19 protein-coding genes are annotated in these 18,380 nt (G+C 70.0%); 6 read left to right on the top strand and 13 right to left on the bottom strand.

Annotated features, from left to right (window positions below):
* Together BZL64_RS06390 and BZL64_RS06385 are read left to right on the top strand one after the other, a co-directional pair.
* Positions 1-405, top strand: a 405-nt coding sequence (locus tag BZL64_RS06390; protein ID WP_425276018.1) for a DNA-3-methyladenine glycosylase family protein, incomplete at its 5' end; no start/stop codon positions are given.
* Positions 406-428: 23 nt separating this feature from the next.
* Entirely contained in the window at positions 429-974 is a 546-nt protein-coding gene (locus BZL64_RS06385; protein WP_086767007.1) for a methylated-DNA--[protein]-cysteine S-methyltransferase, read from the top strand.
* A 72-nt stretch (positions 975-1,046) separates the two neighbouring features.
* Here BZL64_RS06385 and BZL64_RS06380 read toward each other — a convergent pair whose 3' ends face one another.
* On the bottom strand, positions 1,047-1,625 hold the full coding sequence (locus BZL64_RS06380; RefSeq protein ID WP_086767003.1) for a TetR/AcrR family transcriptional regulator: 579 nt from the start codon (positions 1,623-1,625) through the stop codon (positions 1,047-1,049).
* 91 nt (positions 1,626-1,716) lie between these two features.
* Here BZL64_RS06380 and BZL64_RS06375 point away from each other — a divergent pair, with 91 nt between their 5' ends.
* Positions 1,717-2,163 (top strand): anthrone oxygenase family protein, encoded by a 447-nt coding sequence (locus tag BZL64_RS06375; RefSeq protein WP_086767001.1) that lies wholly within the window; start codon positions 1,717-1,719, stop codon positions 2,161-2,163.
* 264 nt (positions 2,164-2,427) lie between these two features.
* The gene (locus tag BZL64_RS06370) at positions 2,428-3,990 is read left to right on the top strand and encodes a carbohydrate-binding protein (RefSeq protein WP_086766999.1); all 1,563 of its coding nucleotides are present in this window, start codon (positions 2,428-2,430) and stop codon (positions 3,988-3,990) included.
* Positions 3,991-4,169: 179 nt separating this feature from the next.
* Here BZL64_RS06370 and BZL64_RS06365 read toward each other — a convergent pair whose 3' ends face one another.
* Positions 4,170-4,946, bottom strand: a complete 777-nt coding sequence (locus BZL64_RS06365; RefSeq protein ID WP_086766997.1) for an SIR2 family NAD-dependent protein deacylase — start codon at positions 4,944-4,946, stop codon at positions 4,170-4,172.
* Between the two features lie 77 nt (positions 4,947-5,023).
* Here BZL64_RS06365 and BZL64_RS06360 point away from each other — a divergent pair, with 77 nt between their 5' ends.
* A complete protein-coding gene (locus tag BZL64_RS06360) occupies positions 5,024-5,224 on the top strand; it encodes a type II toxin-antitoxin system VapB family antitoxin (protein WP_086766995.1) in 201 nt (66 codons plus the stop codon).
* Between the two features lie 55 nt (positions 5,225-5,279).
* On the opposite strand, the gene BZL64_RS06355 is transcribed toward BZL64_RS06360, so the two are convergent.
* Positions 5,280-5,771 (bottom strand): NUDIX domain-containing protein, encoded by a 492-nt coding sequence (locus tag BZL64_RS06355; protein WP_086766993.1) that lies wholly within the window; start codon positions 5,769-5,771, stop codon positions 5,280-5,282.
* A gap of 49 nt (positions 5,772-5,820) precedes the next feature.
* The gene (locus BZL64_RS06350; protein ID WP_086766991.1) at positions 5,821-6,897 is read right to left on the bottom strand and encodes an ADP-ribosylglycohydrolase family protein; all 1,077 of its coding nucleotides are present in this window, start codon (positions 6,895-6,897) and stop codon (positions 5,821-5,823) included.
* 211 nt (positions 6,898-7,108) lie between these two features.
* Between BZL64_RS06350 and BZL64_RS06345 the strand changes: the two genes are divergently transcribed.
* On the top strand, positions 7,109-8,266 hold the full coding sequence (locus tag BZL64_RS06345) for a glycerate kinase (protein WP_086766989.1): 1,158 nt from the start codon (positions 7,109-7,111) through the stop codon (positions 8,264-8,266).
* Between the two features lie 99 nt (positions 8,267-8,365).
* On the opposite strand, the gene pssA is transcribed toward BZL64_RS06345, so the two are convergent.
* From pssA to BZL64_RS06300, 9 genes are all read right to left on the bottom strand, one after another.
* On the bottom strand, positions 8,366-9,184 hold the full coding sequence (pssA, locus tag BZL64_RS06340) for a CDP-diacylglycerol--serine O-phosphatidyltransferase (RefSeq protein WP_086767005.1): 819 nt from the start codon (positions 9,182-9,184) through the stop codon (positions 8,366-8,368).
* A gap of 22 nt (positions 9,185-9,206) precedes the next feature.
* A complete protein-coding gene (locus BZL64_RS06335; protein ID WP_086766987.1) occupies positions 9,207-9,863 on the bottom strand; it encodes a phosphatidylserine decarboxylase in 657 nt (218 codons plus the stop codon).
* 170 nt (positions 9,864-10,033) lie between these two features.
* Positions 10,034-11,239 (bottom strand): acyl-CoA dehydrogenase family protein, encoded by a 1,206-nt coding sequence (locus tag BZL64_RS06330; protein ID WP_086766985.1) that lies wholly within the window; start codon positions 11,237-11,239, stop codon positions 10,034-10,036.
* On the bottom strand, positions 11,239-11,751 hold the full coding sequence (locus BZL64_RS06325) for a MaoC family dehydratase (protein ID WP_086766983.1): 513 nt from the start codon (positions 11,749-11,751) through the stop codon (positions 11,239-11,241). Before BZL64_RS06325 ends, BZL64_RS06330 begins: the two co-directional genes overlap by 1 nt.
* 5 nt (positions 11,752-11,756) lie before the next feature.
* On the bottom strand, positions 11,757-12,716 hold the full coding sequence (locus BZL64_RS06320) for an HpcH/HpaI aldolase/citrate lyase family protein (RefSeq protein WP_086766981.1): 960 nt from the start codon (positions 12,714-12,716) through the stop codon (positions 11,757-11,759).
* The gene (locus BZL64_RS06315) at positions 12,713-14,776 is read right to left on the bottom strand and encodes a protein meaA (protein ID WP_086766979.1); all 2,064 of its coding nucleotides are present in this window, start codon (positions 14,774-14,776) and stop codon (positions 12,713-12,715) included. Before BZL64_RS06315 ends, BZL64_RS06320 begins: the two co-directional genes overlap by 4 nt.
* A gap of 8 nt (positions 14,777-14,784) precedes the next feature.
* Complete coding sequence (ccrA, locus tag BZL64_RS06310; RefSeq protein WP_086766977.1) at positions 14,785-16,128, bottom strand: crotonyl-CoA carboxylase/reductase; 1,344 nt, start codon at positions 16,126-16,128, stop codon at positions 14,785-14,787.
* A gap of 437 nt (positions 16,129-16,565) precedes the next feature.
* Positions 16,566-17,378 (bottom strand): TetR family transcriptional regulator, encoded by an 813-nt coding sequence (locus BZL64_RS06305; protein WP_190046474.1) that lies wholly within the window; start codon positions 17,376-17,378, stop codon positions 16,566-16,568.
* A 136-nt stretch (positions 17,379-17,514) separates the two neighbouring features.
* Positions 17,515-18,380: 3-hydroxyacyl-CoA dehydrogenase family protein (locus tag BZL64_RS06300; RefSeq protein ID WP_158101510.1), on the bottom strand; the 866-nt coding region annotated here is incomplete at its 5' end.

Below are 18,380 nucleotides of genomic sequence, written 5' to 3'. Positions count from 1 at the left end.
GGGACCCGGGATCGACGCCGGCGAGCGCTCTCCGGCGTCGATCCCGGGTCCCTGGCGATGCCGCGCACCCGCCGTACGACGTTCACCGGCCTTGTCGAGCAACTTGCCGACGGCAGGCTGGGGTTGGGGGTGGAATCCGACTGGGACGAGACCCGTGCCCGGCTCCTGGCGCTGCCCGGATTCGGCCCCTGGACGGTCGACGTCATCGCGATGCGGGCTCTCGGCGACCCCGACGCCTTCCTCCCCACCGACCTCGGAGTCCGGCGCGCGGCCCAGCAGTTGGGCCTGCCCTCCACGCCCGCGGCGCTCACCGCCCGCGCCGCGGGGTGGCGCCCCTGGCGGGCGTACGCCGTCCAGTACCTGTGGGCGACCGACAGCCACCCGATCAACTTCCTTCCTGCCTGAGCATGTTCACGAACGGACGCATCATGAAGCGGCACACCGTCATCGACAGCCCGTACGGACCTCTCACGCTCGTCGCCCACGACGGCGTCCTGTGCGGCCTCTACATGACCGAGCAGCGGCACCGCCCGCCGGAGGAGAGCTTCGGTCCGCGCGACGACACCCTCTTCGCCGACACCGAGGCGCAGTTGGAGGCCTATTTCGCGGGTGAGTCGAAGGAGTTCACGCTCCCGCTCCGCCTGCACGGCACGCCGTTCCAGCGCACGGTCTGGGAAGCCCTGCGGCAGATCCCCTACGGCGAGACACGCACGTACGGCGAACTCGCCGAGGCCCTCGGCAACCCGGCCGCCTCCCGTGCCGTGGGTCTCGCCAACGGCCGGAACCCGGTCGGCATCATCGTCCCCTGTCACCGTGTCGTCGGCGCGAACGGCAGCCTGACCGGCTACGGCGGCGGCCTGGAACGTAAGCGGCGACTGCTGGACTTCGAGAGCGGGCGGGGTGCCGCCGTCCTGTTCCCGCTTCTGTTTCCGTCCCCGGGGAACAACGGAACAGAGGCCGGCGCCAAGAGCTGACCTTGGCGTCCGGCGGAGCGCCGACGACTCGGGGCCCAGATGGCCCCGCTGCCTGCCCGCCGGGACGGTGTGTCAGTCCACGGCGAGCCTGTCCACGAGGAGCTTCACCCGCTGTTCGGTGTTCTCCGGCGGCAGTCGTCCGGCCCGGGTCAGGGTCACCAGGCCGTGCAGGGCGGCCCAGAACGTCTCCGTGAACAGCCCCGGTTCGACGCCGTCCCCGGCGACCTCGCCGAGGCTCTCCAGCAGCGCTGCGAAGGCGTCCTTGAGGGGTGCCGGGGTGTCCTCGTGCGCGTACGCGAGGCCGCCGTCGAGCTGGAAGATGGCGTCGTAGACCGCCGGATTGCGTGCGGCGAAGTCGAGGTAGGCGCGCGCGAGGGCGGCGACCCGCTCGCGCGCGCCGTCCACGGCGGCGGTCGCGGCGCGCACCGCCACGGCCATCTCCGTGGCGCCCTGGAGGGCGACGGCGCCGATGATCTCCCGTTTGCCGCGGAAGTGGCTGTAGAGGACGGGCTGGCTGTATTCGATGCGCTCCGCGAGCCGGCGCGTGGTGACCGCGTCCCAGCCCTGCTGCTCGGCGAGCTCGCGGGCCGTCGCCACGATGAGACGTTCGCGGCCCGCCCTTTCGCGCTCCTTGCGTTCCTGTACCGACATGATTCGACCCTAGCACCGCTAGACAATGGAGCGGCAGTAGTACTAGCGTTGCCTCATCAGCTGTCAATGCTAGATATCAGGAGGGGTCACCGTGCTCAACACACTCGAGGTCGTCACCACCGTGGTCGTCGGCGTGATGGTGGGGGTGGAGTTCTCCGTCGCCTTCGTCATGAATCCGATCCTCAACGCGCTCCCCGAGGAAAGCCGTCAACTGGGCCAAGCCCACGGGGGCCGGATGCTCGGCGCGGTGATGCCGGTCTGGTACATCGGCTCGCTCGCCCTCGTCGCGGTCTGGGCCGTCGCCGGACGGCACCACCCCGGCGCCGGCCTCGTCGTCATCGCCGGTGCGCTGCTGGCCCTCAGTGTGCTCATGTCGATCCTGCTGCTCGTCCCGATCAACAACCGGAACAAGACGTGGACCCCCGAGAACCGGCCCGCCGACTGGAAGCAGCAACTGCGGCGCTGGGAGCGCTTCCACTACGTCCGCGTGGCCGTCATCATCGCCGCCTTCGCCCTGCTCGTCGCTGCCCTCGTCTGACTCCGCGGGCCGACGCTAGCCGACAAGATCCCAGCCGTTCGGCGTTCATATTTCTGAACAACAACCACATGCACGACCGTTGACGCGACCATGGCAAGCGCTTACCTTCCAGAAATAAGCGCTTTGGTCATCTGCGCGCGCCGCCCGGTCGTCAGCCATGTTCACGTGGTCGAACCAGCCGTATGGTCGCACCGGGCCGCCGCAGAGAAAAGGGGTCAGCGAACCCCACCGTCGGACGAGCCGCAACCACCTGGAGAGAGAACGATGCAACGGAGACCCGTCATCGCGTGCGTCGGCCTGCTGGCCGGCACACTCGTCGCGTTGTCCGGCAACACGGCGCAGGCAGCGTCCACCCGCTACGAGGCCGAGAGTTCCCCGGCGGTCTGCACCGGCACCATCGACTCCGACTGGGCCGGCTACTCCGGCAGCGGATTCTGCAACGCCACCAACGCGGTGGGCTCGTACGCGCAGTTCACCGTGAACGCCTCCGCCGCCGGGACGGCGACACTGAGCATCCGCTTCGCCAACGGGACCGCCACCGCCCGGCCCGCGACCCTCACGGTCAACGGAGGGTCGGCCACCACCGTCTCCTTCGAAGGCACCGGCGCCTGGGGCACATGGGTGACGAAGACGCTGTCGGTACCGGTCAGCGCGGGCAGCAACACCGTCCGGCTGAGCCCCACCGCCGCCGCCGGACTGCCCAACGTCGACTATCTCGACGCGGAAGTGGGCGGCACCACCACCCCGCCGCCCTCGGCAACCGCTCTCTACGTGGCGCCGAACGGCACCGACGGCGCGGCCGGCACCCAGGCGGCGCCCACCACGCTGACCTCGGCGATCAGCCGCATCATCCCCGGCGGCACGATCTACCTGCGCGGGGGGACGTACAGCCACGCGCAGACGGTCACCATCCCGGCGGGCAACAACGGCACCGCCGCCGACCGCACGGAGCTGCTCGCCTACCCCGGTGAGACGCCGGTCCTGAACTTCTCGGCCCAGGCCGAGGACCCCGCCAACCGCGGCCTCGCCGTCAACGGGTCGTACTGGCACGTCAAGGGGATCGTCGTCGAGCGCGCCGGGGACAACGGGATCTTCGTCGGCGGCAGCAACAACATCTTCGAGCGCACGGTGACGCGCTTCAACCGCGACACCGGCCTCCAGCTCTCGCGGATGCTGTCCAGCACCCCCAGCAGCCAGTGGCCGTCGAACAACCTCATCCTGAGCGCGGAGTCGCACGACAACGCCGACTCCGACGGTGAGGACGCCGACGGCTTCGCCGCCAAGCTCACCAGCGGCCCCGGAAACGTCTTCCGGTACGCCGTGGCCCACAACAACATCGACGACGGCTGGGATCTCTACACCAAGCCGGACACCGGCCCGATCGGCGTGGTGACCATCGAGGACTCCCTCGCCTACGACAACGGCACCCTCAGTGACGGCTCCCAGGCCGGTAACGGTGACCGGAACGGTTACAAGCTCGGCGGCGAGGACATCGGCGTCAACCACATCGTCCGGCGGAGCATCGCCTACCACAACGGCAAGCACGGCTTCACCTACAACAGCAACCCCGGCTCCATGAAGGTGTCGGACAACATCAGCATCGACAACGCCCAGCGCAACTTCAACTTCGACGCCGGAACCTCGGTGTTCACCAACAACACCTCCTGCCGCAGCGGCAGCGGCACCAACGACCGGATCATCGGCAGCGCCGACAGCACCAACCAGTTCTGGTCCGGCACGAACGGCTCCCGCTGCTCGTCCTACGGCGGAGCCCTGCACTGGTCCTACGCCGCGGACGGCCGACTGGTCGTCACCTTCGGCGGCTAGGCCCCACCCCAGCGGCCACCAGGCCGTGCACACGGCCCCCTTCGACGCCCCGACGGCCCTCACCGGCCGCCGGGGCGTCACCCTCTCACGCGCCGCCATCACCAGCGCCGGTCCCATCCACCACCGCACGACACGACACAGCCGGCCGCGGTCGTCGGACGGTTGACAGGAGTCGGTCATCAGCGCGGTGCCTTCCTCGCCCCCAGCTCACTCGCGTCCTCCAGCCCGCCCAGCCGACCCAGCCCGCGCAGTACCGCTGGCAGCGCCGTGCCGATGGGCTGCCGGATCACCTCGTCGGCGATCTCGTCGTACGGCGTCGGCTCGGCGTTGACGATGACCAGCCGGGCCCCGTGGTCGGCGGCGACCTGCGCCAGGCCCGCCGCCGGATGTACCTGGAGGCTGCTGCCGACGGCGATGAAGACCTGGCATGCCTTGGTGATGGCGAGAGCCTCGCCCAGCACCACCGGATCGAGGCGCTCGCCGAACATCACGGTCGCCGGCTTCAGGATGCCGCCGCATTCCCGGCACGGCGGATCGTCCTCGCCGGCGTCGAGGCGGGCCAGGGCGTCCTCCATGGGGCCGCGCGCGTGGCAGTGCGTGCACACGAACCTCCGTGCGCTGCCGTGCAGTTCGACGACCTTGCGGGCGGGCAGTCCGGCGAGCTGATGCAGCCCGTCCACGTTCTGGGTGACGACCCGCACCGGCACCCCCGAGCGCTCCAGCTCGACGATCGCCCGGTGCGCGGCGTTCGGTTCGGCCGCCAGCGCGCCGTGCTGCCGGCGCATCCGCCAGGACCGGCGGCGGATCTCCGGATCGCCCATGTAGTAGTCGTAGGTGACCAGCTTCTCCGCATCCGGATCCCGCCGCCACAGCCCGTCCGGGCCGCGATAGTCGGGGATGCCCGAGTCCGTGGAGATACCGGCTCCGGTGAGGAGGGCGACGAGGGGCTTGGTCATGATGGCGAGGGTAGGCCGGGCGATCCGATGCCCGCGAACGGATATCGAACGGCCCACGCCGGTGCTACCGTCCCGGCATGGCCAAGGTCAACGTCTCCCTCGATGCCGATCTCGTCGTGGAGGTCATGGTGCTCACCGGTGTGGGCAACCCCCAGGACGCCGTCGAACTCGTGGTGCGCGACTACATCGAGCGCGGTCACCGCACCGAGGCGCGGACCGCGACCCGCGACGAGGAGTTGCGCACGGTGGACATCAAGCCGCGTGACGTGGAGGGATGAGGCAGCCCCCACACCGAGCCGCCGCCCGCTCCCACCGCCCGTCGCCCCGCCCCGGTCACACCACCCGTTGGCCGTTCTCCAGCTCCGCCGTCCCCGAGCCGTCCGCCAGGACGTCCAGCGCGGCCAGCACCCGATGGCCGAGGGAACCCAGGAGGTGGACGGTGAGCTCCTGGCGCGGCACCAGCCGCCAGGACAGCAACTCCTCCTCCTGCAGCCGGATCGACTTGAGGTCCTCCTCGTCCAGGACTCCGCCGTCGTACACGTACGCCACCAGCGGTGGCCGGTTCTGGCCCGGCACCCAGTCGACGGCGAGCAGCCGGCCGGGTTCGCGGTCGAGGCCGATCTCCTCCAGTGTCTCGCGGCGCGCGCCCTGGCGCGGGGTCTCACCGTCGTCGGACTCGATCGTGCCGCCCGGAAGTGCCCACCCGGCACGGTAGTTGGGCTCGACCAGCAGCACCCGCCCCCGCTCGTCGCGGAAGAGCGAGGCGGCGCCGGCCAGGACGCGGGGCAGCGAGGCGATGTACGTGGCGTAGTCAGCAGTGGTCACTCTCGAAGGCTATCCAGTACCCCGCGCGGCACGCGGGCGACCGGCACAATCACGGGACGTCCGCGCCCACCAGCCGCAGCGTGCGCTCCGCCAGCTCGCTGATCCGTACCCCGTCGAAGCCGAAGACGGCACTGCGCACGGTGTCCCGCAGCGGCTCGGTCCACTGTGGAGGGATCGCCGCCGCTCCCGTCATCACCCCGGCCACGGAACCGGCCGTCGCCCCGTTGGAGTCGGTGTCCAGGCCGCCCCGCACGGTGAGGGCGATGGTGCGGGTGAAGTCGCCGTCGCCGTAGAGAAGTCCCGCGGTGAGTACGGCGGCGTTGGGGACCGTGTGGATCCAGCCCAGGCCCGCCGTCTCCCGAGCCACCGTGCCGAGGGTGTCCTCCCAGCTCAGGCGGGCGCCGTGGAGAGAGGTGACCCGGCGTACCGTCCGGGCGAGGCGGCTGCTCGCCGGGATCACCGCCAGCGCCTCGTCCACGGCGTGCCGCACCGTGGGCGCGGTGAACGCGGCCGACACCAGCGCCGCCGCCCACATCGCGCCGTAGACCCCGTTGCCGGTGTGTGAGAGCACCGCGTCCCGGCGGGCGAGGCCGGCGGCGCGGCGGGGGAGACCGGGACTGGTCCAGCCGTGGATGTCGGCCCGGATCAAGGCGCCGATCCACTCCTGGAAGGGGTTGTCGTACGTCGCCGTCAGCGGCGGCTTCAGCCCGTTGGCGAGATTGCGGTACGCCGCGCGCTCCGCGGTGAACGTCTGCAGATACGGCAGCCGCAGCAGCCACAGGTCGCCGGCCTGCTCGGTGCTGAAGCCGAAGCCGTGGGTCTCCAGGAGGTCCAGGCCGAGGATGGCGTAGTCGATGTCGTCGTCGCGGCAGCTGCCGTGGACGCGGCCCCGTACGCACTGGTGCCACTCGGGGCGCAGGGGCGGGCCGTCGTGGTCGGCGGCCGGTTCAGGCAGGTAGTCGGTGAGCGGGAGGGCGTCGGCCCGCCGCAGATAGCGGTCGATGCGCTCGCGCGTCCACAGGTCGCCCTCCTCGACCGGCTTGCCCAGCATGTTGCCGGCGATCCGGCCCAGCCAGCCGCCGAGGACGCGGTCGGCGAGTCCGGGCGCGTTGCCCACAGGGGTCATGCTTCCGGTCTACCCGATTCCGCGGCGGCCCGCGCCACGCCCGGCCGCACGGCGAGTCCACGCCCGCCCCGATCCCGGCGCGCTCAGGGCCGCGGGGGCGGCCCCTTCACCGCTGTTCACGGCGCGGACAGGGCATGACGGAGGGGGCGTCCTCCGGTTAAGGTCGCAGCGGCGCGACTGGCCCCGATGCGTGGGCCCGGAGAGCAAGGGGATGCAAGTGGCGGACGCCGGAGGGCAGGGCACTCGCAGGGTGCTCGTGGCCGCGGACAAGTTCAAGGGCTCGCTGACGGCCGTGGAGGTCGCCGAGCGGGTGACGGCCGGACTGCGCCGGGCCCTGCCGGAGGTCGAGGTGGAGGCACTGCCGGTCGCCGACGGCGGCGACGGCACGGTCGCCGCGGCGGTCGCCGCCGGATTCGAGCGCCGGGAGGTACGGGTCGCCGGTCCCCTCGGGCAGGAGGTCACCGCCGCGTTCGCGCTGCGCGGAGACACCGCCGTCGTGGAGATGGCCGAGGCGAGCGGACTGCAGCGGCTGCCGGCCGGCGTGTTCGCCCCGCTGACGGCCTCCACGTACGGCTCCGGGGAACTGCTGCGGGCGGCGCTGGACGCGGGCGTGCGCACGATCGTCTTCGGGGTCGGCGGCAGCGCCACCACGGACGGCGGCGCGGGCATGCTGTCCGCGCTGGGCGCCCGCTTCCTGGACGCGGACGGTGAGCCCGTCGGGCCGGGCGGCGGCGGACTCGCCGGCCTGGCGACCGCGGACCTCTCCGGCCTCGACGCCCGCCTCACCTCCGTCGAACTCGTCCTCGCCAGCGACGTCGACAACCCGCTGACCGGCCCGAAGGGCGCCCCGGCGGTCTACGGCCCGCAGAAGGGCGCCTCCCCGGACGACGTGGCGGCACTGGACGCGGCCCTCGAGCACTTCGCCAAGGTGCTGGAGACCTCGGTCGGCCCGCGCGCCGCCGAGTACGCCGCAGCGCCCGGTGCGGGTGCCGCGGGCGGTATCGGGTACGGCGCTCTGCTGCTCGGCGCCCGGTTCCGCGCCGGCATCGAGGTCATGCTCGACGTGCTGGGGTTCGCCCACGCGCTGGAGCGGGCCGAGCTGGTGATCACCGGTGAGGGTTCCCTCGACGAGCAGACCCTGCACGGCAAGGCGCCCGCGGGAGTGGCCGCGGCCGCTCGCGCGGCCGGCAGGGAGGTCGTCGCGGTGTGCGGCCGTCTCGCGCTGCCGCCGGAGGCCCTGGGCCGGGCCGGCATCAGGCGGGCCTATCCGCTCACGGACGCCGAGCCGGACATCGCCAAGTGCATCGCCGAGGCCGGCCCCATCCTGGAGCGCGTCGCGGAACAGATCGGGCGCGACTTCCTGACCTGACCTGACCTGACCTGGCGTGGGCAGACTGCCCCGACCGTCGGAAACGGGTGTGGCCCGAGCCTCGAAGGCTCGGGCCACACCCGTCGTATCGTGCGAGCGCTACGGCAGCTGCGCCGCCCGCGCCTCGCGGCGGTTGCCGCGGAAGTTGTTCACCCGGCGGGCCGTGGCGAACAGCGGGATGACCGCGCCCATGACCAGCTGGAGCGCGCAGCCCGTCTGCAGGAGCAGCTGGCCGCCAGGGGCGTCGAAGGCCCAGGCGGTCAGCAGGCCCATCGACAGCACGATCCAGCCGAGCATCGCGCCGGCCAGGCGGCCCCGCGGCTTGGGGTACTCGACCCGGCTCACCATCAGCCAGGCGGTGCCCAGGATGGCGAGGAGCGTCGCCACGAAGGGCAGCTCCAGGAGCACGATCGAGACGACCGTCAGCGCGCCGAACGGTGATGGCATGCCCTGGAACATGCCGTTCGGTGGTGTCACACAGGAGAAGCGCGCGAGTCTCAGCACCACCGCCAGCAGCACGACGATCGCTCCGACCGCGGCCACTCTCTGATAGGCGCCGTCCGCCACCATGCCGTAGACGAGAACGAAGTACGCCGGTGCCAGGCCGAAGCTGATCAGGTCGGAGAGGTTGTCCAGCTCCGCACCCATCGGCGACGAGCGCAGCTTGCGCGCGACCAGTCCGTCGAACAGGTCGAAGACCGCCGCGCACAGCATCAGGATGACCGCCGTGGCCGCGCTGTTGCGCGCCATGCCCGATTCCTGGCTGCCGGTGAGGTCCGGGATGAGGATGCCGGTGGTGGTGAAGTACACGGCCATGAAGCCGCACGTGGCGTTGCCGAGGGTGAGGGTGTCCGCTATCGACAGGCGGAGCGAGAGAGGCATCTCCTCCTCTTCGTCCACCTCGTCTGCCTCGGGCACCCAGCCCGTCTGGGTCTCCGGGTCAATCACGGTCAATGCGAGTCACCCCTGCCACAGTCTTCTGCCCCACCTCGACCGCGACGTCCACGCCCTCGGGCAGGTAGATGTCGACACGTGAACCGAAGCGGATCAGGCCGATCCGCTCGCCCTGCTCGACCTTCGTGCCCTCGGGGAGGTAGGGGACGATACGGCGGGCGACGGCGCCGGCGATCTGGATCATCTCGATGTCACCGAGCTCGGTGTCGAAGTGCCAGACGACGCGCTCGTTGTTCTCGCTCTCCTTGTTGAAGGCCGGCACGAACCCACCGGGGATGTGCTCGACCGACGTCACGGTGCCGGCCAGCGGGGCGCGGTTGACGTGGACGTTGAGCGGGCTCATGAAGATCGCGACGCGGGTCCGTCCGTCCTTCCACGGCATGATGCTCTGCACCACACCGTCGGCAGGGGAGATGACCCTGCCGGACGCGATCTCTCGTTCGGGGTCGCGGAAGAACCACAGCATGCCCGCCGCGAGAGCGGTGGCGGGCACGGCGACGGCCTTGGCGACGCCCGAGCGGCGGGCGCGGACCAGGCTGAGGGCGGCGGTGGCGACGGTCGGGAGGAGCCACGGCGATGCTCCGCGCGCAAGGCGTACGCCGGCCAGGCTGTCGCGAGGTGCAGAGGTTTGGCTGTGGGGCATGGATGACCTTCGTAGCGAATGATGCCGCGCTTCGACGGGGGGACGGCGGCTTTCCCGCGATCGTAGCGGTTCGGGGCCGCAACTGGGTAAGCCGGAAAGCCGAGTCGATGGCGGAGGCGGGTTGACGGGGTGTGATCTTCTTCTCGAAGAAAACACCCCCAACCGGACATCTAGCCCTGGAATCGATACTCTTCGAGCAGCCGGCGGCCGATGATCATCTTCTGGATCTCGGCGGTTCCTTCACCGATGAGCAGCATCGGGGCCTCGCGGTAGAGGCGCTCGATCTCGTACTCCTTGGAGAAGCCGTAGCCGCCGTGGATTCGGAAGGCGTCCTCCACGACCTCCTTGCAGTACTCGGAGGCGAGATACTTCGCCATCCCTGCCTCAAGGTCGTTTCGTTCCCCCGAGTCCTTTTTGCGCGCGGCGTTCACCATCATGGCATGGGCGGCCTCGACCTTGGTAGCCATCTCGGCCAGTTTGAACTGGATGGCCTGGTGCTGGGCGATCGGCTTGCCGAAGGTGTGGCGCTGCTGGGCGTAGCTCACGCCCAGCTCGAAGGCGCGCTGGGCGACGCCGCAGCCACGCGCGGCGACGTTGACGCGGCCGACCTCCACGCCGTCCATCATCTGGTAAAAACCGCGGCCGGTGACCCCGCCGAGCACGCGGTCCGCGGGAACGCGCAGGCCGTCCATGATCAGCTCGGTGGTGTCGACGCCCTTGTAGCCCATCTTGTCGATCTTGCCCGGGATGGTGAGGCCGGGGCGGACCTCGCCGAAGCCGGGCTCCTTCTCCACCAGGAAGGTCGTCATCGACTTGTGGGGCGCGGACCCCTCGGGGTGTCCTTCGTCACTTCGCACGAGAACGGCCACCAGGGAGGACGTACCGCCGTTGGTCAGCCACATCTTCTGGCCGTTCAGGACGTACTCCTCGCCGTCCTTCACCGCTTTGGAGGTGATCGCCGAGACGTCCGAGCCCAGACCCGGCTCGGACATCGAGAACGCGCCTCTGATGTCGCCGGCCGCCATCCGCGGCAGGAAGTGGTCCTTCTGCTCCTGCGTGCCGTGCTGCTTGAGCATGTACGCCACGATGAAGTGCGTGTTGATGATGCCGGAGACGGACATCCAGCCGCGGGCGATCTCCTCGACGCACAGGGCGTACGTCAGGAGCGACTCGCCCAGACCCCCGTACTCCTCGGGGATCATCAGGCCGAACAGGCCCAGCTCCTTGAGGCCGTCGACGATCGCCTGGGGGTACTCGTCGCGGTGCTCCAGTTCGGTGGCGACCGGGAGGATCTCCTTGTCCACGAAATCGCGGACGGTGGCGAGGATCTCCTGCTGGACGTCGGTCAGACCGGCGGTCTGGGCGAGGCGGCTCATTACTTCTCCTGCGACTTCAGCTCCGGGCGGCCGGGCTGCTCGCCGCCGCGCTCCTTGATGTACGTCTCGGTCGGCACCATCACCTTGCGGCGGAACACGCACACGAGCGTGCCGTCCTGCTTGTAGCCCTTGGTCTCGACGTGGACGATGCCGCGGTCGTTCTTCGACTTCGACGGCCACTTGTCGAGCACGGTCGTCTCGCCGTAGAGGGTGTCGCCGTGGAAGGTCGGCGCCACGTGCCGGAGCGACTCGATCTCCAGGTTGGCGATCGCCTTGCCCGAGACGTCGGGCACGGACATGCCGAGCAGCAGGGAGTAGATGTAGTTCCCGACGACGACGTTCTTGCCGAAGTCCGTCGTGTGCTCCGCGTAGTTGCTGTCCATGTGGAGCGGGTGGTGGTTCATGGTGAGGAGGCAGAACAGGTGGTCGTCGTACTCGGTGACCGTCTTCCCGGGCCAGTGCTTGTAGACCGCGCCGACCTCGAACTCCTCGTAGGTGCGTCCGAACTGCATCGCGCTCAGCCCTCCGGGATCTCGAACTTGGTGGTGCGCCGCATGCCGGCCGCGCGGCCCTTTCCGGAGATGACCAGGGCCATCTTGCGGCTGGCCTCGTCGATCATCTCGTCGCCGAGCATCGCCGAACCCTTCTTGCCGCCCGCCTCGGACGTGTAGTAGTCGTACGCGTCCAGGATCAGCTCGGCGTGGTCGTAGTCCTCCTGGGACGGCGAGAAGATCTCGTTGGAGGCCTCGACCTGGCCCGGGTGCAGCACCCACTTGCCGTCGAAGCCGAGGGCGGCGGCGCGCTGGGCGACCGCGCGATAGCCGTCGACGTTGCGGATCTGGAGGTAGGGGCCGTCGATCGCCTGGAGGTCGTTGGCGCGGGCGGCCATCAGGATCTTCATGAGGATGTAGTGGTAGGCGTCCGCCGGGTAGCCGGGCGGCTGCTCGCCCACGACCAGCGACTTCATGTTGATCGACGCCATGAAGTCGGCCGGGCCGAAGATGATCGTCTCGATCCGCGGGCTGGCCTGGGCGATCTCGTTGACGTTGTTGAGACCCTGGGCGTTCTCGATCTGCGCCTCGATGCCGATCCGGCCGACCTCGAAGCCCATGGTCTTCTCGATCTGCGTCAGCAGGACGTCCAGCGCCACGACCTGCTGGGCGTTCTGCACCTTCGGCAGCATGATGCAGTCCAGGTTCGGGCCCGCGCCCTCGACGACCGTGACGACATCGCGGTACGTCCACTCGGTCGTCCAGTCGTTGACGCGCACGACCCTCGTCTTGCCCGTCCAGTCGCCCTCGTTGAGGAACTTGACGATGGTGTGCCGCGCCTCGGGCTTGGCGAGCGGGGCGCACGCGTCCTCCAGGTCGAGGAAGACCTGGTCGGCCGGGAGGCCCTGTGCCTTCTCCAGGAAGCGGGGGTTCGAGCCCGGCACGGCCAGGCAGGAGCGCCGCGGGCGGAGACGGTTGACAGTCATGCGGGGACCTCCAGGGGGTCGAGCGTGAGCGGGTCGAGCTTGTTCGCCGTACGGATCTCGTCGACGATGCGGCCGATGATTCCGGTGATGTCGAAGTCCTTCGGGGTGAACACGGCGGCCACTCCCGCGGCCCGCAGTTGTTCGGCGTCCCCGCCTGGGATGATGCCACCGGCGATCACCGGAATGTCTGTGGCACCGGCCACACGGAGCCGTTCGAGGACGTCGGGCACCAGTTGGGCGTGCGATCCGGACAGGATCGACAGGCCGACGGCGTGCACGTCCTCGGCGACGGCCGCGTCCACGATCTGCTCGGGCGTCAGCCGGATGCCCTGGTAGACCACCTCGAAGCCGGCGTCACGCGCGCGGACGGCGATCTGTTCGGCGCCGTTGGAGTGCCCGTCGAGGCCGGGCTTGCCGACCAGGAAGCGCAGCTTGCCGACGCCCAGGTCGCGGGCGGTCAGGGCGACCTTGCGGCGCACCTCGGACATGGCCGAGCCCTCCTCGGCGGGGACCGCCACCGGCGCCGACGAGACGCCCGTCGGGGCGCGGAACTCGCCGAACACCTCACGCAGGGCCCCGGCCCACTCGCCGGTCGTGGCACCGGCGCGGGCGCACTCCAGGGTGGCCTCCATCAGGTTGCCGGTGCCCTTGGCGGCCTCCTTCAGCTTCTCCAGCGCCTTGCAGGGGCGCGGATGGTTGAAGGGCGGCTGGTACCGGGTGTCGCGCCAGGCCTGGAGGGAGGCGATCACCCGCGCCTCGACGGCCGGGTCGACCGTCTGGATCGCCGTGTCGAGATCGGCGGTCAGCGGGTTCGGCTCGGTCGTCTCGAAGACGTTGACGCCGACGATCTTCTCCTGGCCGGACTCGATACGGCCCCTGCGCTCGGCGTGGGAGGACACCAGCTGCGACTTGAGGTAGCCGGACTCGACGGCGGCCATGGCGCCGCCCATCTCCTGGATCCGCTCGATCTCGGTGAGCGACTCCTCGACGAGCTCGCCCACCTTTGCCTCGATCACCTTCGAGCCCTCGAAGATGTCCTCGTACTCCAGCAGGTCGCTCTCGTAGGCCAGCACCTGCTGCATGCGCAGCGACCACTGCTGGTCCCAGGGGCGGGGCAGGCCCAGCGCCTCGTTCCAGGCCGGCAGCTGCACGGCACGCGCGCGTGAGTCCTTGGAGAGGGTCACGGCCAGCATCTCCAGCACGATCCGCTGGACGTTGTTCTCCGGCTGCGCCTCGGTCAGTCCGAGGGAGTTGACCTGGACGCCGTAGCGGAAGCGGCGGTGCTTGGGGTTCTCGATGCCGTAGCGCTCACGGGTGACGCGGTCCCAGATGCGGCCGAAGGCGCGCATCTTGCACATCTCCTCGACGAAGCGGACACCCGCGTTCACGAAGAAGGAGATGCGGCCGACGACGTCGCCCATGCGCTCCTGGGGGACCTGGCCGCTGTCGCGGACCGCGTCCAGCACGGCGATCGCCGTCGACATCGCGTACGCGATCTCCTGGACCGGCGTGGCGCCCGCCTCCTGGAGGTGGTAGCTGCAGATGTTGATCGGGTTCCACTTGGGCATGTGGGAGACCGTGTACGCGATCATGTCGGTCGTCAGGCGCAGGCTCGGTCCGGGCGGGAAGACGTGGGTGCCGCGGGACAGGTACTCCTTGACGATGTCGTTCTGGGTCGTGCCCTGGAGCAGGGTGATGTCCGCACCCTGCTCCTCGGCGACGACCTGGTAGAGCGCCAGCAGCCACATGGCCGTGGCGTTGATCGTCATCGAGGTGTTCATCTGCTCCAGGGGGATGTCCTGGAACAGCCGGCGCATGTCACCGACGTGCGCGATCGGCACGCCGACCCGGCCGACCTCGCCGCGGGCGAGGACGTGGTCGGAGTCGTAGCCGGTCTGGGTCGGCAGGTCGAACGCCACCGACAGGCCGGTCTGGCCCTTGGCGAGGTTGCGCCGGTACAGCTCGTTGGACGCCTCGGCCGTGGAGTGGCCGGCGTAGGTCCGCATCAACCACGGCCGGTCCTTTTCCCTCCGTGCACCGGAGGACTGACGCTCTGTCATCTTCGACCTCAGATGTTCCGGAAGCGGTTGATGGCGTCGATGTGCTGCGCGCGCTTGGCCTCGTCGCGCACACCGAGCCCTTCCTCGGGGGCCAGGCAGAGCACGCCCACCTTGCCCTGGTGGAGGTTGCGGTGCACGTCGTAGGCGGCCTGGCCGGTCTCCTCCAGGGAGTAGACCTTCGACAGCGTCGGGTGGATCTTGCCCTTCGCGACGAGCCGGTTGGCCTCCCAGGCCTCGCGGTAGTTGGCGAAGTGGGAGCCGACGATCTTCTTGAGGGACATCCACAGGTAGCGGTTGTCGTACTCGTGGTTGTAGCCGGAGGTGGAGGCGCAGGTGACGATGGTGCCGCCCTTGCGCGTGACGTACACGGAGGCGCCGAAGGTCTCGCGGCCCGGGTGCTCGAAGACGATGTCCACGTCCTCGCCGCCGGTCAGTTCGCGGATGCGCTTGCCGAAACGCTTCCACTCCTTGGGGTCCTGGGTGTGCTCGTCCTTCCAGAACTTGTAGTCCTCGGCGGTGCGGTCGATGATCGCCTCGGCGCCCATGGCCCGGCAGATGTCCGCCTTCTGCTCGCTGGAGACGACACAGATGGGGTTCGCGCCGCCGGCCAGCGCGAACTGCGTGGCGTAGGAGCCGAGTCCGCCGCTCGCGCCCCAGATGAGCACGTTGTCGCCCTGCTTCATGCCGGCGCCGTTGCGGGAGACCAGCTGCCGGTAGGCGGTGGAGTTGACCAGGCCCGGGGCGGCGGCCTCCTCCCAGCTGAGGTGGCCGGGCTTGGGCATCAGCTGGTTGGACTTGACCAGGGCGATCTCGGCGAGACCGCCGAAGTTGGTCTCGAAGCCCCAGATGCGCTGCTCGGGGTCGAGCATCGTGTCGTTGTGGCCGTCGCTGGACTCCAGCTCGACGGACAGGCAGTGCGCGACGACCTCGTCACCGGGCTTCCAGGAGTTCACGCCGGGACCGGTGCGCAGCACCACGCCCGCGAGGTCGGAGCCGATGACGTGGTACGGCAGGTCGTGCCGCTTGCTGAGTTCGCTGAGCTTGCCGTAGCGCTCCAGGAAGCTGAACGTCGACACCGGCTCGAAGATCGACGTCCACACGGAGTTGTAGTTGACGGAGGAGGCCATGACGGCCACCAGGGCCTCACCCGGGCCGAGTTCCGGCACCGGCACGTCGTCCAGGTGGATCGACTTGCGGGGGTCCTTGTCGCGGGTGGCGAGCCCGGCGAACATCTCCGTCTCGTCCTTGTGCACGGTGATCGCGCGGTACGACTCGGGGAGCGGCAGAGCGGCGAAGTCGTCCGGAGTCGAGTCCGGCGACTGGATCGCGTCCAGGATGTCCTTCACGGTCACGGTATTGCCTCCGGCGGTGAGCGCCCTGAGGGAGGGGCGCTGAGGGTTACGTCGGTGCTGCTGAGGGTGGATGGGGGTGTGCCGTCGGTTCGGCGGGGTGTTGCTGTTCGGCAGCGCTTTGTGGCGCGGGAGGTTGCCTGTGACGCAGGCGTCCGGGCGCGCAGGCCATGAGCTTGCGGGGACAGCCGGCGTACGAAAGGTCTCTGCACGCCGGCCGCCCGGACTCCTTCAACGTATGACACGGCGTGTCACCTCGCAAGGCACTGAGTGCCAGAACTTCCCCTCGGATGAAATCTTTACGTAACAAATGAGCGATGATCGATCGAACAGGGTCGGAAATCCGCGTGAAAAGGGGCTCTGACATGCCAAAACGGCCACCCTGTGGGGTGGCCGTCGTCACAGGCGTGCTGTGCTCGTGAGGGGTCCTGAGAGGCGGTTCAGCGCTCCTTGAGGGCCTGCTCGATGGTCCGCATGACCTCGTGCAGCGGGGCGTCGGTGCGGGCGACCGTCACCAGGACCTCACCGTGCGCGGAGACGGACGCGGGAGCCTGACGGGCCGGGGCCATGCTGCGTCCGGCGCCGATCCCGTTGCCGAACGTCTTCTGCACGATCCCGAAGGCGTGGTCGAGCTGGGCCTCGACGTCGCCCTGGCCGCCGGCCCGCAGCCAGCGCCGCAGCACGTGGTTGTGGGCGGTGACCACGGCGGAGGCGGCGACCTCGGCCAGCAGCGGATCGTCGTTGGCGTCGTCGTCGTGCGCGTGCTCGTCGAAGTGGCCGAGCAGATAGCGGGTGAAGAGCCGCTCGTAACGGGCCACCGACGCGATCTCCGCCTCACGCAGGGTGGGCACCTCGCGGGTGAGCTTGTAGCGGGCGACCGAGATCTCCGGCCGCGCCGCGTACATCTTCATGACTTCCTTGATGCCGCGGCACACCGTGTCGAGCGGGTGCTCGTGCGCGGGGGCCGCGTTGAGCACCGCCTCCGCCCGGATCAGGGTGTCGTCGTGATCGGGAAAGATCGCCTCTTCCTTGGAACGGAAGTGGCGGAAGAAGGTCCGGCGGGCGACCCCGGCCGCGGCCGCGATCTCGTCGACGGTGGTGGCCTCGTACCCCTTGGTCGCGAACAGCTCCATCGCCGCGGCCGCCAGCTCGCGGCGCATCTTGAGGCGCTGGGCCGCCGCACGGGAGCCCGCGGCACTCTCCGGCGCGTCGGGCGTGGCGGGTGTACGTGAGGACTTGGCGGGCTGGGGCATGCCCTGAACGTACTGCATGTGCGCAGCTCGGTGCGCCTGCCCGGTCCCCTCCCCGCCCCAGGCGGGCGGAGAGGGGACCGTCGTGCCGAGCAGCCCGCCCCAGTCCTCGACGGCCCCCGGCCGGTCGCCGGCGCCGTCAGCGGCGGGCATGTTCGCGGAAGCCCCGGCCCGTCTTGCGGCCGAGGCAGCCCGCGGCCACCAGGTGCTCCAGGAGCGGCGCGGGGGCCAGCCCGGGGTCGCGGAACTCGCGGTGCAGCACCTTCTCGATCGCCAGCGAGACGTCCAGTCCGACGACGTCCAGCAGCTCGAAGGGGCCCATCGGATAGCCGCCGCCCAGCTTCATCGCCGCGTCGATGTCGTCGAGGGAGGCGTAGTGCTCCTGCACCATCTTGATCGCGTTGTTGAGGTACGGGAACAGCAGGGCGTTGACGATGAAGCCCGCGCGGTCACCGCAGTCCACGGCGTGCTTCCTGATCCTGCCGCAGACCTCGTGGACGCTCGCGTGGACGTCGTCGGCCGTCAGCACCGTGCGGACGACCTCGACCAGCTTCATCGCGGGCGCCGGGTTGAAGAAGTGCATGCCGATCACGTCCTGCGGACGAGAGGTGGCGCGGGCCAGCGCGATGACCGGCAGCGAGGACGTCGTCGTGGCCAGCACCGCGCCCGGCCTGCACACCTTGTCCAGCGCCGCGAACAACTGCCGCTTCACGTCCAGGTCCTCGGCGACCGCCTCGACGGCCAGATCGACGTCCGCGAAGGCGTCGTAGGAGCCGGCCGGGGTGATCCGCTCCAGGGTCTGGGCGGCGGCCTCGGCGGTGAGCCGGCCCTTGTCGACGGAACGCGCGAGGGACTTGCCGATCCGCGCCTTGGCGGTCTGCGCCTTCTCCTCGCTGCGGGCGGCCAGGACGACGTCGTAGCCCGCCTTGGCGAACACCTCGGCGATGCCGGAGGCCATCGTGCCCGAACCGGCCACACCCACGCTGTGCACCGGACGGCCGGCGG

It is taken from the genome of Streptomyces bobili, from assembly GCF_002154575.1.
Taxonomy (GTDB): Bacteria; Actinomycetota; Actinomycetes; order Streptomycetales; family Streptomycetaceae; genus Streptomyces; species Streptomyces bobili.
Note: the sequence above shows the minus strand (reverse complement) of the source record. Positions and strands in the feature narration are given on the sequence as shown.

What these genes read in the sequence shown, in the direction of transcription:
- BZL64_RS06385 (WP_086767007.1), top strand. Translation starts at nt 429, where the DNA reads ATGAAGCGGCACACCGTCATCGACAGCCCGTACGGACCTCTCACGCTC.
- BZL64_RS06380 (WP_086767003.1), bottom strand. Translation starts at nt 1,625, where the DNA reads ATGTCGGTACAGGAACGCAAGGAGCGCGAAAGGGCGGGCCGCGAACGT.
- BZL64_RS06370 (WP_086766999.1), top strand. Translation starts at nt 2,428, where the DNA reads ATGCAACGGAGACCCGTCATCGCGTGCGTCGGCCTGCTGGCCGGCACA.
- BZL64_RS06365 (WP_086766997.1), bottom strand. Translation starts at nt 4,946, where the DNA reads ATGACCAAGCCCCTCGTCGCCCTCCTCACCGGAGCCGGTATCTCCACG.
- BZL64_RS06360 (WP_086766995.1), top strand. Translation starts at nt 5,024, where the DNA reads ATGGCCAAGGTCAACGTCTCCCTCGATGCCGATCTCGTCGTGGAGGTC.
- BZL64_RS06350 (WP_086766991.1), bottom strand. Translation starts at nt 6,897, where the DNA reads ATGACCCCTGTGGGCAACGCGCCCGGACTCGCCGACCGCGTCCTCGGC.
- BZL64_RS06345 (WP_086766989.1), top strand. Translation starts at nt 7,109, where the DNA reads ATGCAAGTGGCGGACGCCGGAGGGCAGGGCACTCGCAGGGTGCTCGTG.
- BZL64_RS06335 (WP_086766987.1), bottom strand. Translation starts at nt 9,863, where the DNA reads ATGCCCCACAGCCAAACCTCTGCACCTCGCGACAGCCTGGCCGGCGTA.
- BZL64_RS06330 (WP_086766985.1), bottom strand. Translation starts at nt 11,239, where the DNA reads ATGAGCCGCCTCGCCCAGACCGCCGGTCTGACCGACGTCCAGCAGGAG.
- BZL64_RS06325 (WP_086766983.1), bottom strand. Translation starts at nt 11,751, where the DNA reads ATGCAGTTCGGACGCACCTACGAGGAGTTCGAGGTCGGCGCGGTCTAC.
- BZL64_RS06320 (WP_086766981.1), bottom strand. Translation starts at nt 12,716, where the DNA reads ATGACTGTCAACCGTCTCCGCCCGCGGCGCTCCTGCCTGGCCGTGCCG.
- BZL64_RS06315 (WP_086766979.1), bottom strand. Translation starts at nt 14,776, where the DNA reads ATGACAGAGCGTCAGTCCTCCGGTGCACGGAGGGAAAAGGACCGGCCG.
- BZL64_RS06305 (WP_190046474.1), bottom strand. Translation starts at nt 17,378, where the DNA reads ATGCCCCAGCCCGCCAAGTCCTCACGTACACCCGCCACGCCCGACGCG.